The sequence below is a fragment of the Pseudoalteromonas sp. T1lg48 genome (assembly GCF_002964785.1).
In the GTDB taxonomy this organism is placed as follows: domain Bacteria; phylum Pseudomonadota; class Gammaproteobacteria; order Enterobacterales; family Alteromonadaceae; genus Pseudoalteromonas.
On the sequence record NZ_PQCC01000001.1, the window covers coordinates 155,490 to 170,727 of the forward strand.

A 15,238-nucleotide genomic window follows, 5' to 3' on the forward strand; every position below is an offset into this window, starting at 1 on the left:
AGATTGGTCGCCCCAGCTTAAATTGATAACATCTTAGAAAGGTGATTATTACTGAGCCGGTGTTTCGGGCTTTTGCCGGTCAGCGCTCATCACCAACCGGAAAAAAGGGCGTCATTCTTGAGGGTTTTTGGCTACCGCAGAAACTGGATCTTGGTGGATCAACACATCCACCTCACCGCCGAATTCGGGGTGCTTTTGCAGGCTAAAGGCATCTTTTACCATCAGCTCAACTTCATCGGCTATGCGGTGGGCCTGAACTAATGGAATATGGTCATCCAGCTCTAAATGAAACTCGATAAAGCGCACCTTACCGCCTTGGCGGGTGCGCAAAGCATGCACACCATGGACCGCATCATGAGAGCAAGCCACCGCCACTATATGCTCCTTTTCTTCATCGGGAAGTTCCTTATCCATTAGGTGGCCAGCGCTTTCGGTGGCGATCTGCCAGGCGTTATACAACAAGTAGGCAGCAACCAGAATGGCGAAGTAAGGATCGGCTCCTGACATTCCATAATAGGCTAACAACAGAGCCGCCAATACCGCCAGGTTAAGAAACAAGTCCCCCTTGTAATGCAAGGAATCGGCTTTTAGGGCCACCGATTCGGTGCGCTGCAACGCCTGATATTGCACAAACACCACCACCAAGGTACAAAAGATGGCAAACACGCTTACCCAAACCCCGAGCAGGGAATGAGTAATGGGTACCGGATTAAAAATCCGTTCTATGGCATGAAACGCCAGTAAACAACCGCTGCCGGCAATAAATGCCGATTGCCCGAGACCGGCCAAGGCCTCGGCCTTGCCATGACCAAAACGGTGATCATCGTCGGCGGGTTTGAGGGCATAACTGAGCACAAAAAAGTTCATCAAGGTGGCACTGATATCCAACAGTGAATCGGTCAATGAACCCAACATGGCCGCCGATCCTGAGGCCAACCAGGCCCACGCCTTGGCTGCAATCATCACGCTCACCATAACCAGGGTGCTGACGCTGGCAAAGCGCACCCAAAAATTATATCCTTTTCCTGCCTTTGGTGTCGGTGCTGCACTGGCCAATGTTTTTACTCACTCTGATTCACTCGCTTTGATGTGCGTTATTGTAACCAAGTTTGATATACTTAGGCCAATTTTGGCTTAGCACCTTAGATTGTCGATAAACACCATGCTAGACATCATCTTATTTCAACCAGAAATTCCACCTAATACCGGCAACATTATTCGCCTTTGCGCCAATACCGGCTATCGCTTACATTTAATCGAGCCGCTGGGCTTTGAGTGGGACGATAAACGCATTAAAAGAGCCGGATTGGATTACCATGAATTCTCTCAGGTGCAGCGCCATAGCGATTTACAAAGCTATATCGACTCACAGCAACCGAAACGAATCTTTGCCTGTACCACCAAGGGTAAGAAATATCACCATGAAGTGAGCTATCAGGCCGGCGATGCCCTGCTTTTTGGCCCGGAAACCCGAGGCTTACCGGATGACATTATTGCCGCTCTACCAGAGCAGCAGCGCGTACGCATTCCCATGCAGGCCAATAGCCGAAGTATGAACCTATCCAATGCGGTCGCGGTGTTTGTGTTTGAATCCTGGCGCCAACTCGATTTCGCCGGTGCTGTTTAACTCTTCCAATAGGTATTAATTTATGAACCCAACTCCAGAACTTATCACCCGCCTGGTGGCGCAAGCACTTGCGGAAGATTTAGACGGACAAAGCGCCGCCGAGGGCGATATCACCGCACAACTGATCCCGGCCGAGCAGCAGGCGAATGCCAAGGTGATCACCCGTGAAAACGGAGTGTTTTGTGGCAAGGACTTAGTAATCGAAGTATTTCAACAGGTTGACCCAAGCGTAGAGCTGACCTTTTACGTCGCCGACGGCGAACAAATGAGCCCGGACCAGCTTTTATTTACCGCCCAAGGTAATGCCAGAGCCATACTTACCGCCGAGCGTACCGCCTTAAACTTTGTACAAACGCTCAGTGCCACCGCAACTGCGGCTCACAGCTATGCCCAGGTACTGGCCGGTTCCAACACAGAGATTCTTGATACCCGTAAAACCATTCCAGGCCTGCGCGCGCTGCAAAAGTATGCGGTAAAATGCGGCGGAGGGCGTAATCACCGTATCGGCTTATTCGATGCCTTTCTAATTAAAGAAAACCACATCAGTGCCTGTGGCGGTATCAGTGCGGCCATTGCTCAAGCGCGCAAAAACCATCCAGACAAAGCAGTGGAAGTGGAAGTAGAAAACCTCAGCGAATTAGATGAAGCGCTGGCCGCGGGCAGCGATATCATTATGCTCGACAACTTTTCCCTGGCAGATGTGCGCACCGCGGTAGAGCGCACATCAGGCCGCGCCAAGCTGGAAGTATCCGGTAATATCACCTTCGAAACTTTGCAACAATATGCTAACGTAGGCGTCGATTTTGTATCCAGCGGTGCCCTCACTAAGCATGTCAAAGCCATTGATTTATCAATGCGTTTCCAAAATAGAAACAGCTGAATTTTGCACCGATACAAATGTTACACAATGTTATAAAAAGGGCTACCCAAAACAAAATCTCCGTGATAGCATCTAGTTTCAAAGAATGAGGTTTATAAAATAAAGTAATACTTTGTTATAAATCAATGAAACTGTAACATCGGCAGCGTACACTTTTAAGAAATGCAGGTTAAGTTAGTAGCTCCTTAAAATTAGGCTACAATTTAACCTAGCATTACCGGTGCCGGTATTTTTTGTGTTAATGACTTTTAAAATTATTTAAAGCCATTAACATTGAAAACCAACCGGCGCTAAACTAGATTGAAAGCAGTAGCTCTGGTTACCTTAACTTTGCCCAAAAAATCCTTTAGGAGAGGAACATGGAAAAAATGACTCACAATAAACAACAGGGTTTCACCCTAATCGAATTAATGATCGTAGTTGCGATCATCGGTATTCTTGCAGCTATCGCGTTGCCAGCGTATCAAGATTACACTATTCGCGCCCAAGTTTCTGAAGGTGTAGTGCAAGCTTCAGGTGCTAAAGCCACTATATCTGAAAACTTTGCCTCTAACGTCGCAGCCAGATGTGCCGGTGTAAGCGTTGGCGTGCAAGTTGGTGACACGACCATTACCTGTGATGATACTAATGGCGTTGTAACAGCAACTGTTGTTACTTCTGTCGGTAACGTTGTGATGCTACTAACACCTACTTACACTACTGACGGTATTGATTGGAACTGTTCAACTCCTGATGCTGCTCAATATAAATACGTACCTGCAGAGTGTCGTTCAGCTACCTAATCTCAAAATAGCTAACTATTTAAGGGCTGCAGATGCAGCCTTTTTAATAAGCATACTGGAATCTATTGGTGAGTAGTTTAACCGTTTATGATACGTACAGGGTAATTGAGGTATTCTTCCTAATTACAGCTTTAACCCTTCTCAATTTACCAAACCATAAACAACTTAATCGTGCTTTTAGTGTTTTCGTCTTCCTAGGGCTTTTAACGCTATTTATCTCACCAGAGAAATACGTCCTTCATAGCGCATTTGCAATTGCCCTAACTCTTGGCCTCTATCTATTCGCCCTACAAAGTAGCGACTCCAAGTTACCAGCTTTAGTGGTCGGGGTATCAACGTTAGTTTATACACAATTAATTGTGGTTGTCGTTATCATAGTTGGCCTAACTAGCCTGCTCTTAAACAGTACTTTTGTCATCGACCCTTTTAGTCACTTTAACAATATTCGCTATCTCAATCATATGCAGGTTGCGACCTTGCCAATATTACTAGCCTCTTTAACTTTTTGTTCGAGCAGCTATAGGAAATACTTATATCTGTTAATAGCCCTCAACTTTATCGTAGCAATTTTTAGTGGAGCGAGAGGTGCGCTCTTAGCGTTTTTTTTAACCATCGCTCTGTTTTCGCTTATAGATAAAAAAAACAGTCTAAAAGTAGTAGGCTTATTAATAGTGATCGCCTTATTAAATCTGCTAGCTTCTGCTGATAGTGGAGAATATTTAACACGCACCACTTCATCAGGAAGAATACACCTATGGCTTAGCACCATCCAGGAGCTAAAATTAGAAAACCTTGTTATTGGGATCACTCCTGGGATATTTGACTCTAGTATCGCTAACTTAAAACTAAACCACCCTCACAATTCGATACTTCAGTTGACTTACAGTTATGGATTCATTGCTGCTATGTGTGTTGTCGGAGCTTATTTATACCCAATTTGGAAGCATCGTCACCTGGTAAAGAAAAGCCTCAAAATAAATCTACTTTCATCAATTCTTTTATCATCGGGCCTTTTATCTTTATTCAGCGGTGTTTTCGTAAATCCTTTGTCTCAGCTCTACTTAGCCGCAATATGGGGATTACTAATGAGCCAAACGCTTCCCCCACAAGATAACAAGCTCAAAATAGAATTTAGAGTCATAAAAACCTTATTTGCATTCGTGTTGGCTATAACTTGCTGGCTCAGTTTTGATATGATGCAAAAACACGCCATGGGAATAATTCGCCCAGGGCTATGGCTTGATCTAACAATAAAATGAGTAACAGATATGAATTTTAGTTCACCCTTAGCTCGCCGTTTAGCAGCACTTGGAGCATTCGACCTAAATGAACTAGCCAGACAAAAATCAGAGCAACAAATGAGCCTCGCGGAAGCGATTTGCAGCGTCGCAAAGATGAAGCCTGAAGTTTTGCAAGCCAGAGCCAGTCAAATGTTCCATGTTTCCATGTTAGATCTGTCGCTTTTTGACCCTTCGACTATCCCTGTTGATTGTGTAAATGAAAGTTTAGTTAGAAAACATCGTCTACTTCCCATCGCCGTAAAAGGTAAAACGCTATTTATAGCAACAGCCGATCCAACAGATTTTAATGCGTTTGAGGATTATGAGTTTAATACAGGGATGCAAACCGAAGCCGTTGTGGCTCGATATGATCTACTTGATAAAGCCATAGATTCACTCTTTGACAGCAGCTCCAGCTTAGGCCTGACCGAAGGTGACATGAAGGATCTCGAAGGAGTAGAATCCGATGAGAGCAATAATAAGAAAAGCCTGACCACAGACGTAAATAGCAAGGAAGACGACGCCCCCATTATTGTCTATATCAATAAGATATTAATGGATGCCATTAAGCGCGGTGCTTCCGATTTGCACTTTGAGCCCTATGAAAAACGCTACCGTATTCGCTTTCGCGTCGATGGCGTACTTCATGAAATCGCCTCACCACCGGTCAACTTGGAAAGCCGTATTGCCGCTCGTATTAAGGTTATGTCCCACATGGACTTGGCGGAAAAACGTAAACCCCAAGATGGTCGTATTAAGCTAAAAATAAACGCAAAGAAAAGCATCGACTTCCGGGTCAGTACGCTACCTACCCTATGGGGTGAAAAAATAGTAATGCGTATTCTCGACAGCTCCAGCGCCATGCTGGGTATTGATGTACTGGGTTACGAGCCTGAGCAGAAAAAGCTTTATCTCGATGCATTAGCACAACCTCAAGGCATGATACTGGTAACCGGCCCTACCGGCTCGGGTAAAACCGTCTCCCTATATACAGGCTTAAACATTCTTAATACCGCTGAACGCAATATTTCCACCGCCGAAGACCCGGTGGAAATTAACTTAGAAGGCATCAACCAGGTTCAAATCAGTGCGCGCGCAGATATGACCTTCGCTAATGCCTTACGTGCCTTCCTGCGTCAGGACCCTGACATTGTGATGGTGGGTGAGATCCGGGATTTAGAAACAGCAGAAATCGCCATTAAGGCGGCACAAACCGGTCACTTGGTACTTTCAACCCTGCATACCAACTCTGCACCGGAAACCCTAACTCGCTTAATGAATATGGGCGTACCTTCTTATAATATCGCCAGTTCGGTCAGCCTGATTATTGCTCAGCGTCTAGCTCGACGCCTCTGCCCCCACTGTAAAGAACCGGAGCAATTACCTCAGGAAGAATTACTTAAACAAGGCTTCAATTATGAGCAATTGGCTGAACTTACTATTTTTAAAGCTAAGGGCTGTGATGAATGTACCGAAGGCTACAAAGGCCGTGTAGGTATCTATGAGGTGATGCCTATTACCTCGAAAATAGCGGAAATTATTATGCGTGGTGGTAACTCATTGGAAATTGCCCAGGTAGCGACGCAAGAGGGCGTTAATAACCTTCGTGCCTCTGGCTTAAAGAAGGTCGCCCAAGGGGTGACCAGCCTAGTAGAAGTAAACCGTGTTACCAATGCGTAGATAACGAACTTTAACCTTAATGCTCTACACTAAAAGTAAGCGAAACGTAACCACCGTGTTACTATTAGTCTAGTTCAACAGGATTGTGGATAGAACAATGGCAAAACAACTAAAAAGTCAACAAGACACCTTCCAATGGGTGGGAGTCAGCTCCCGAGGTAAAAAGCTAGAGGGTGAACTCAATAGCACAAGTATCGCCTTGGTAAAAGCGCAACTTAGAAAACAAGGTATCACACCTTCTAAGGTCAAGCGTAAGCCCAAATCGCTATTTGGCGGTGGTCAAAAAAGGATTACGCCAAAGGATATAGCTGTTTTAACACGACAGTTAGCCACCATGCTATTGGCGGGTGTTTCGCTGGTACAAGCCATAGATATGATTGCCGACGGCTCGGAAAACCCCAGCGTTAAAAATTTACTTAACAATATAGGTGAAGAGGTTAAGGCTGGTCACCCACTGAGCTCTGCATTGCGCAAGCACCCTAAATATTTTGATGATCTCTATTGTGACCTCGTAGCCTCAGGTGAGCAATCAGGCGCCCTGGATAGAATCTTCGATCGTATTGCCCTTTACAAAGAAAAAGCCGAAGCACTGAAGTCTAAGATTAAAAAGGCACTGTTTTATCCCATAGCCGTTATTATTGTCGCCATCATTGTAACTTCAATTTTGCTGATTTTTGTTGTTCCCCAATTTCAGAGTATCTTTGAGGGCTTTGGTGCAGAATTACCGGCATTTACCCTTATGGTCATCGGCATCTCGGAGTTTCTCCAGGAGTACTGGTGGGTCGCGCTTCTAATTATTGGGGTCGCGGGCTATCTCTTCGCCCAAGCGCGAAGACGCAATAAAGACTTTAGCGATAAGGTCGATGCTTATATCTTAAAAATTCCTGTTATCGGCATGATCTTGAATAAGGCCGCGGTCGCCCGATATGCCCGTACCTTATCAACTACCTTTGCCGCAGGTGTGCCCTTGGTTGATGCCCTAGACTCTGCAGCGGGCGCTTCAGGTAATGCTGTATATCGTGATGCCATTCTAGAGATTAAAGCGGAAGTTAGCTCGGGTAACCCAATGAACTGGGCTATGCGTAACTCTAACATCTTCCCGGATATGGTGATTCAAATGGTCGCCATAGGTGAAGAATCGGGTGCATTAGACGACATGCTTGCCAAGGTGGCCACCATTTATGAGCAAGAAGTAGATGATGCAGTTGACGGTCTTTCCAGTCTGTTGGAACCCATCATCATGGCAGTATTAGGCGTCTTGATCGGTGGCTTAATCATTGCCATGTACCTTCCAATATTCCAATTAGGTGCAGTAGTATAAATGTTTTCAGAAGTACAAAGCTTAATGCAAGCGCAGCCGTGGTTTTTTTATACCACGGCTTTTTTCGTGTCCTTAGCCATTGGCAGTTTTTTAAATGTAGTCATCTACCGACTGCCAAAAATGATGCAAACCCAGTGGCAGGGTGAATGTCGGCTCTTATTAGCCGATGAGTTAACTCAGGGTGATGTTCAGGGGAATCAAGGCACTTTTAACCTGATCACCCCAAGCTCCACTTGCCCCAAGTGTAAGAGTAAGATTAAACCTTGGCACAATATCCCAGTGCTGAGTTGGCTCCTGCTCGGCGGAAAATGTGCCAATTGTAAAACTCCTATTTCGGTGCGCTACCCTGCCATAGAGCTACTGACTGCCTTATTAGGTACGATTGTGGCCTGGCAACTTGGCGCCAGCGAGTTAGCACTCCTCTATATTGCCGTGACCTGGTGTCTGGTAGCGCTGACCTTTATCGATATCGACCATATGCTGCTGCCGGATCAAATGACCTTACCGCTGCTCTGGTTAGCGTTATTGGCGAGTGTACTTGGTATCACCATTCCTCCTAGCGAGGCCATTATCGGTGCTGCTGCTGGCTACTTAAGCCTCTGGAGCGTTTACTGGTTGTTTAAACTGGTAACCGGCAAGGAAGGCATGGGATATGGCGACTTTAAATTGATGGCTGTATTTGGCGCTTTGCTAGGTTGGCAGGCTCTCCCTATGATTATCCTCCTTTCCAGCGTTGCGGTGCTGTGCTCGGCATTATCCTGCTAACAATTCAAGGACGCGATAAGGCCACCCCAATTCCCTTCGGTCCCTATATTGCCATCGCCGGCTGGATAGCCATGCTTTGGGGCGAACAATTGCAGTCAAGTTATATGAGTTTGATTCTTGGCTAACGCACACCCATGGATCCTGGGGCTGACCGGTGGTATCGGCAGCGGCAAATCCAGCGCCAGTAAATTTTTTGCCGAGCTCGGCATCGAGGTTGTCGATGCCGACCAGGTAGCCCGTCAGGTTGTCGAGCCGGGCAGTCCGGCCTTAACCGCCATAGTTAAACGTCACGGCGGCTCCATACTCGATAGCAAGGATGCCCTTGATAGAGCCAAGCTGCGGCAAATCATCTTTAATGATAGTAACGAAAAACTGTGGCTCAATAACCTACTCCACCCGTTGATCCGCACCGAGATGCTAGCTCAACTAGCTAGGGCGCAAAGCCCATACGTAATTTTAGAAGCACCGCTTTTGTTTGAAAATGGGCTGGAGAAGTACTGTCAACGCACATTGTTGATTGATGTACAATTAGAATTGCAATTAACGCGCACCTGCGAACGTGATAAGCTGTCATCAGAAGCGGCACGGGCCATAGTCGCCGCACAAATGAGTCGTAGCAACAAAGTGAAAAAAGCCGATGATATTATTAGTAATTCCGGCACATTAGCGGCGCTTAAAAACAAGGTGAAGCGCTATCATTACAGTTATTTAAATCGAGTTAAGTTGCAATCTCCTGCAGATAGGCAACAATAACGATATAACCTGTAATAGCTTAGTTTGTTTAAAGCTTATTATAATTACATCTAGCTTGCGTTATATCGGTAATTTATGAACATTAACTCCCCTCTGATCCGAAAGTTTATAACCTTGGGCCGCCTTGATAATGACAAGGTTAGGCTTGAGCAGGACCGCTGCCGTAGTGCCGCCGAGCTGATCGTGCGTTGCAGCAACATGAGTCAAAATGAACTTTTAACTCAGTGTGTCGAACTTTTTCGTGTTCCCTATTTCGATCTCAGCCAGTTTGATGAGCAAAGCATAGATAAAAATCTGCTTAAAGAGCGTTTGATCCGCCGCCATCATGTTATTCCCCTAGCGCAAAAGGGTAATAGGCTGATGCTGGCCGTGTCCGATCCTACCGATTACGGCGCGCTGGAAAACTACGAGTTTAGTACCGGTATGCAATGTGACGTGGTGCTCTGTGACTATCAGCAAATTGATAAGATCATTGAAAACCTCTTTGATGCTACCCACGCCTTAAAAATTTCCGAGGAAGACGCAAAAGATCTCGGCCAAATTCACCATGAAGATGACGACCATTCAGCCGATGAGCATGAAACCCGAGATGATGACGCCCCTATTATTGTCTACATCAATAAAATCCTTCGCGATGCCATTCATCGCGAAGCCTCGGATCTGCACTTTGAACCCTATGATGGTGAATACCGTATTCGCTTTCGTATCGACGGCGTCTTGCATGAGATGGCCCATCCGCCGTTTAATTTATCGAACCGCCTCGCTGCGCGCATTAAGGTTATGGCCAAGCTGGATATCTCCGAAAAGCGTAAACCTCAGGATGGACGCATTAAGCTGAGCCTATCTCAGCATCGTAAGATAGATTTCCGTGTGAGTACCCTGCCGACACTCTGGGGTGAAAAAATCGTCATGCGGGTGCTCGATGCCTCGGATATCACCCTAGGGATCGATACTCTAGGTTTTGAAGAGCAGCAAAAGCAACTATATTTGCAGGCCCTTGCCCAGCCCTATGGCATGATACTCGCAACTGGCCCAACCGGCTCGGGTAAGACCGTGTCCTTGTATACCGGCCTCAGCATTTTAAATACCGCCGAGCGTAATATTTCCACCGCGGAAGACCCAGTGGAAATCAACGTCAAAGGAATTAACCAGGTACAGATTAACCCTAAGGCAGATCTAACCTTTGCCAACGCCCTACGCGCATTCTTACGCCAAGACCCAGACGTAGTGATGGTCGGTGAGGTACGTGACCTGGAAACCGCTGAGATAGCCATTAAGGCCTCTCAAACGGGTCACTTAGTCTTATCCACCCTGCATACCAACTCGGCACCGGAAACCATCACCCGACTGCTCAACATGGGCGTGCCCGCCTATAATGTCGCGAGCTCTGTGACTCTAGTTATCGCCCAGCGCTTGGCCAGAAGACTGTGCAAGCATTGTAAAGCGCCTGAGCAGTTGCCGGTAGATGAATTACTTAACCAGGGCTACCATGAGTCAGAGATAGCAAACCTGACCCTGTATAAAGCCGTTGGATGCGATGAATGCACCGAGGGGTATAAAGGCAGGATTGGTCTGTACGAGTTGCTGCCGATCAGCCCGAAGATTTCCCAGGCAATCATGAATGGTGCCACCTCGATGGAGATAAAGGCCATTGCCACAAAAGATGGTTTCACCACGCTTAGGGAGTCAGGACTGCACAAGGCCGCCGCTGGCATTACTTCATTAACCGAAATCAACCGGGTTACCCTGATGTAACTTTCAATTGTCGCTGTGCTTAGCTACACTTGCCCGCATCCTAGAATATGTGGAGCAAGTGTAGATGCCTGCGAAAGTAAACTGCCCTACCTGTCAGAACGAAGTCACCTGGGGCGACCAGAGCCCTTACCGGCCGTTTTGTAGCAAACGATGCCAACTCATTGATTTAGGCGAATGGTCGTCTGAATCAAACACCATTTCCACACCCATGAGCAACGAGCTACAAGGTGCCGACGCCGATGCTTTTATTGAAGAAGTAGAAGCCATGTTGGCAAAAAGTGGAGAGAGTTTCTTTAAAGAGTAAGAACTGGGTTTCTAGATGCGATGCAGACCGGTTTTTAGGTCTGCCATCTCTGATAAAGCCCGGTGTTAGCTGTCGGACTTAATTTTTACCAGGTCGAAATCGGCTAACTCGGGAACCATTTTTTGTAACTTAGACTCTGTATTATTAAGCATATTCAAGCAGTTACAATATTCTTCCGACTTCAATGCCAACTGCTCTGCTTTCTTTTGCAGGGATTTATCGATTTCCGCGGTAATAATTTCCATGCGCGCTCCAACATCACTGATACGCTCCTCGATATTGCCCTCACGCGACTCCAGCGCATCGCCTAACGCCACCAGCATAGCTCCGAGTGAGCCTTGAATAGCGGTATGGATCTTTTTTGATACTTCCTGGGCAAAAAAATCGTCAAGCTTAGACAAGGATTGGGGTGCTATATAAAAGAAATCATCGCCCCGTTTAAATTTATTACGCAGCGCCTGCTCCACGTACTGTAGCTGCGCTTTGAGTACCTCGGGCTCTTTGTCGGAAAGGCCGCTTACTACGTTTTCAATTGCATTTAGGCTGATATTAACGCCGTCTGTGGCCAGCTCCACTAATTCAGGGACTGTGTCGCGGATCATTTGATTGTATTGCTCAAGAATTTCCGTTTCTTCTGCATCGAGCTCAATCCACTGACCTCTAACTAGTAATTGATTACCCTGATTTATCTGTACCCGAGTCTGATTGTTATCGACAATGCGAATGGTATCCTGAGTGATGATCAGGCCATGGGTCAGTTCGACATCACAATGCCCACGCGTAACGCCTTGCTCACTCGCAACCTGAGCACTAACATCCATGGACGCGACCATTAGCCCGACTGTAAACCCCAAAAAGCGCAGCTTCATAACAATCCTCAATTCAACTGCGGCACAGATTATCAAACGGCGGCTAATAAGCAAATAGCTAAATTTATGTACTAGGGCCTGTTTATCTTTGCGGTTGACGTTAGGTCCAATCTAAACGCCTTCTGATGAACATAATCACTGATCCAGGTGATCAAACCCATCCATAAGGCTTGGTTACGTCGCGCCTCTATGCGCCCACCTAGCTAAGCTGCCAAACCTTGCTTCGGTCTTGCTCGCCTAACCTCCCAGGCTATGACGCTGAGCGCCGGCTTCCCCCTGGTGTAGCCGATACAAAGGCGCTGCGGGCTTACGGCGTTGACAACAAAACACATGACTGCCGAGCTGGCGCTTGGCTTCCTTTTTCGCGTCGGCGGCTAAGGTCGCGACCTGGTGTGCATTGAGGCAGTATTTTACATCCGGGGAAACTACACCCACCGCTAAAGAAAGCAAGGGAACAAACTGACGCCGCCCCTGCCTATCGCAGCTCCAATATCCCTTGGCACTGGCATGCTCTGCGCTGAAATAACTGACGATCTGACGGTCAAAGTCAGCGATAATTGCGGCACAGATTGCCTGAGCCTGAGCATCATCGAACACAACCAGAAAGTCATCACCACCGATATGACCGACAAAACAGGGAACCGCTTGGGTATGGCGACGTATTAACTCGGCCACCAGCTTGATCACCCCATCACCATTGGCATAGCCATAAAGGTCGTTAAAAGACTTAAAATGGTTTAGGTCAAAATAAGCCAGAGTAAAGGAACTGCCAGTGTGCAAGCGCTGCTCAATGGCCTCATTAATGGCAATATTGCCGGGTAACATGGTCAGCGGATTGGCATGCTGAGCATGGCGCACCTTTTCCTCGGTCATATGCTTAAGAATAAGCCGCAGCGGCACCACTCCAAGGTACTCCCCCGCACGAGTAACTACAATATGTCGACGAATATCAAGGTCGCCATCGGTGATCTGCTGACTGACGCTATCCAGCGTATCATTTTCATCGACAACCAGAGGCAAACAATCCATCACGGTGCTGATTGGTCGTTTATCGTAAAGTGCATGTCCATAGGGGTTCGCAAAGACCTCTGACAGCTGTTCCTTATAAAGCAGTCCCACGGGGCGACGATCGGCGTCGATCACCACCACAACGCTGTTGTCCTCGACAAAAACCTGCAGCGCCTCACGACAGCTGGTATGCTGACACAACACCCGTTTTGCCGTTGCCAGCCAACCTATAGTTAAAGACTGATCGCACCGAACTTTACCTGCCTGCCATGACTCATGCATATGTTGATGCCGGTAGTGACGCTCCGGTTGATCACTTGGGCAGGCCAAAAAGTAACCCTGAACATTTCCTATCCCCAACCGAGTCACCAGTTGGAATTCTTCATAGCGCTCAATGCCTTCTGCAATCACTTGCGTATTGGTGGCCTTGGCCAAATCGATAATGGATTTTAAAAACTCCCGTTTGACCGGACTAAAATCACAATGGTCAATAAAGTATCTATCTATTTTGACAATATCGGGCTGAATTTCAGACCACTGTTTTAGCCCCGAATAACCGGCTCCCAAATCATCAATGGCGATATGAAACCCAAGTTCGCGATAATGCGCTACCGCCACGCGCAAGAGGTCTGCGTCTTCGACCTTGTCTTGTTCGGTGAGCTCTATGACTACCTGCTGGGGCCCCAGGCCGTATTTTCGCAATAGCTGCAGCGTTTGTCCTTTGGGGTGTGCGGGGTCAAGCAAGGTATTGGGGCTAACATTTAAAAACAACTTACCGCCGAGTTGCAGCTCGGCAAAGGTAGCAATGGCCTTATCACGGCACAGCAATTCCAACTCAGAGAGTCTCTGTGCCTGTTGGGCACAGGAAAACAACACGGCAGGAGCGTGTAAGGGGCTGTCTTGCGGACCTCTACTTAGGGCCTCATAACCTATTATTCGTTGTTTCGTCACATCGAAAATAGGCTGAAATACGGTTGTGATCGACCGCTGCCGTAATATCAAGGTTAATTCTGCTATCAAGTCCGTATTCACCGGCCTACTACACCAAAAGCACAAACGGTGGCATAGGCTAACAGTCAAATATGACAACTGTATGAAAAGGTTGATTTTTCCACACTTTCATCAAATCAGAGTGAGACTCCGCCATTTTTAAAAGTACGTCGTGAGCTGCCGTTCCTTTAACGGAGCAGCCCTGTTTACAGGCAAAAAAAATGCCGCTAAAAAGCGGCATTTTTTGGAATTATCGCGGTAAAGGCGATTAAGGCATGGCGTCTAAGTCCGCACCTTCTTTCTCTATCTCTACCGGGATCAAGTCTTCTTTACTCACGCCTAGCGCCACCGCTACCGAGCTGGCAACGTACACTGAAGAGTAAGTACCGATGAACACACCGAATAGCAAGGCCGTAGCAAAACCGTGAATGGTCTGACCGCCCCATACAAACAAGGCAATCAATACCAAGATGGTGGTGATCGATGTTACCAAGGTACGGTTCAGGGTTTGCGTCAGTGAAATATCGATAATTTCTAAGGTATCGTCGATACGCACTTTACGGAAGTTTTCACGAATACGGTCGGATACAACTATAGTATCGTTGAGTGAGTAACCTATTACCGCCAATATGGCCGCTAAGATGGTTAAGTCAAACTCAAGACCGAGCAGTGAGAACAAGCCCATGGTTAAGACCACATCGTGGAATAGCGCGAACACCGCCCCCAGTGCGAAACGCCATTCGAAGCGCAGCGCCACATAAAGCAGGATACAGATAAGCGCGGTAAGCATGGCCAAACCGCCCTGCTCTTTGAGGTCTTCACCGACACTCGGGCCAACAAACTCGATACGACGCATTTGCGCATCGGCATCGGCTTGTTTTAGTGCCGTCATCACCTGGTTACCAATCACCTCAGCCTTTACGCCTTCACCCTGGGGTGGAAGGCGCACAAGTACGTCTTTACTGGAACCGAATAACTGCACCGAAGCCTCGGCAAAGCCATTTTCAGCAAGTACTTTACGTACCGTGCTTAATTCGGCCGGTTGCGAGAAGCCGACTTCAACGGCGGTACCGCCGGTGAAATCCAGACCGAAGTTTAGACCTTTAACGAAAAACGACGCAACAGAAGCAAAGATCAGCAAGATGGAGAAACCCATCGCCAATTTGCGTGCTTTCATAAATGGCAAGGTGCCTTTTACTTTTAATAATTGCATGCTTAATTGCT

The 15,238-nt window shown here is 47.1% G+C and carries 13 protein-coding genes and 1 pseudogene; 10 read left to right on the forward strand and 4 right to left on the reverse strand.

What is annotated here, in order from left to right; translation table 11 throughout:
* Window positions 1-111 precede the first annotated feature (111 nt).
* Window positions 112-975 carry a cation diffusion facilitator family transporter gene (locus C2M29_RS00710; RefSeq protein WP_105188095.1) on the reverse strand — a complete coding sequence of 288 codons (864 nt, stop codon included), beginning with the start codon at window positions 973-975 and terminating at the stop codon, window positions 112-114.
* A gap of 187 nt (window positions 976-1,162) precedes the next feature.
* Between C2M29_RS00710 and trmL the strand changes: the two genes are divergently transcribed.
* From trmL to yacG, 10 genes and pseudogenes are all read left to right on the forward strand, one after another.
* Window positions 1,163-1,627, forward strand: a complete 465-nt coding sequence (gene trmL / locus C2M29_RS00715) for a tRNA (uridine(34)/cytosine(34)/5-carboxymethylaminomethyluridine(34)-2'-O)-methyltransferase TrmL (RefSeq protein WP_105187892.1) — start codon at window positions 1,163-1,165, stop codon at window positions 1,625-1,627.
* Window positions 1,628-1,649: 22 nt separating this feature from the next.
* The gene (nadC, locus tag C2M29_RS00720) at window positions 1,650-2,507 is read left to right on the forward strand and encodes a carboxylating nicotinate-nucleotide diphosphorylase (RefSeq protein WP_105187893.1); all 858 of its coding nucleotides are present in this window, start codon (window positions 1,650-1,652) and stop codon (window positions 2,505-2,507) included.
* A gap of 359 nt (window positions 2,508-2,866) precedes the next feature.
* Complete coding sequence (locus C2M29_RS00725) at window positions 2,867-3,289, forward strand: pilin (RefSeq protein WP_105187894.1); 423 nt, start codon at window positions 2,867-2,869, stop codon at window positions 3,287-3,289.
* 68 nt (window positions 3,290-3,357) lie between these two features.
* Window positions 3,358-4,548 carry an O-antigen ligase family protein gene (locus C2M29_RS00730; protein ID WP_105187895.1) on the forward strand — a complete coding sequence of 397 codons (1,191 nt, stop codon included), beginning with the start codon at window positions 3,358-3,360 and terminating at the stop codon, window positions 4,546-4,548.
* Between the two features lie 9 nt (window positions 4,549-4,557).
* On the forward strand, window positions 4,558-6,249 hold the full coding sequence (pilB, locus tag C2M29_RS00735; protein ID WP_105187896.1) for a type IV-A pilus assembly ATPase PilB: 1,692 nt from the start codon (window positions 4,558-4,560) through the stop codon (window positions 6,247-6,249).
* 97 nt (window positions 6,250-6,346) lie between these two features.
* On the forward strand, window positions 6,347-7,570 hold the full coding sequence (locus tag C2M29_RS00740) for a type II secretion system F family protein (protein ID WP_105187897.1): 1,224 nt from the start codon (window positions 6,347-6,349) through the stop codon (window positions 7,568-7,570).
* Window positions 7,571-8,460: pseudogene (locus C2M29_RS00745) on the forward strand (prepilin peptidase).
* Entirely contained in the window at window positions 8,453-9,088 is a 636-nt protein-coding gene (gene coaE, locus C2M29_RS00750; RefSeq protein WP_105187898.1) for a dephospho-CoA kinase, read from the forward strand. The pseudogene C2M29_RS00745 and the gene coaE overlap by 8 nt, the downstream one beginning before the upstream one ends.
* Window positions 9,089-9,163: 75 nt before the next feature.
* The gene (gene pilB, locus C2M29_RS00755) at window positions 9,164-10,843 is read left to right on the forward strand and encodes a type IV-A pilus assembly ATPase PilB (protein WP_105187899.1); all 1,680 of its coding nucleotides are present in this window, start codon (window positions 9,164-9,166) and stop codon (window positions 10,841-10,843) included.
* A gap of 64 nt (window positions 10,844-10,907) precedes the next feature.
* Window positions 10,908-11,147, forward strand: a complete 240-nt coding sequence (gene yacG, locus C2M29_RS00760; protein WP_105187900.1) for a DNA gyrase inhibitor YacG — start codon at window positions 10,908-10,910, stop codon at window positions 11,145-11,147.
* 65 nt (window positions 11,148-11,212) lie between these two features.
* On the opposite strand, the gene C2M29_RS00765 is transcribed toward yacG, so the two are convergent.
* The 3 genes from C2M29_RS00765 to secF all read right to left on the reverse strand — a co-directional run bounded on the left by C2M29_RS00765 (window position 11,213) and on the right by secF (window position 15,227).
* Window positions 11,213-11,968 (reverse strand): DUF2884 family protein, encoded by a 756-nt coding sequence (locus C2M29_RS00765; RefSeq protein ID WP_233998328.1) that lies wholly within the window; start codon window positions 11,966-11,968, stop codon window positions 11,213-11,215.
* 285 nt (window positions 11,969-12,253) lie between these two features.
* Complete coding sequence (locus C2M29_RS00770; protein ID WP_267894141.1) at window positions 12,254-14,056, reverse strand: bifunctional diguanylate cyclase/phosphodiesterase; 1,803 nt, start codon at window positions 14,054-14,056, stop codon at window positions 12,254-12,256.
* A 226-nt stretch (window positions 14,057-14,282) separates the two neighbouring features.
* The gene (gene secF / locus C2M29_RS00775; protein ID WP_105187901.1) at window positions 14,283-15,227 is read right to left on the reverse strand and encodes a protein translocase subunit SecF; all 945 of its coding nucleotides are present in this window, start codon (window positions 15,225-15,227) and stop codon (window positions 14,283-14,285) included.
* Between the last annotated feature and the right edge of the window lie 11 nt (window positions 15,228-15,238).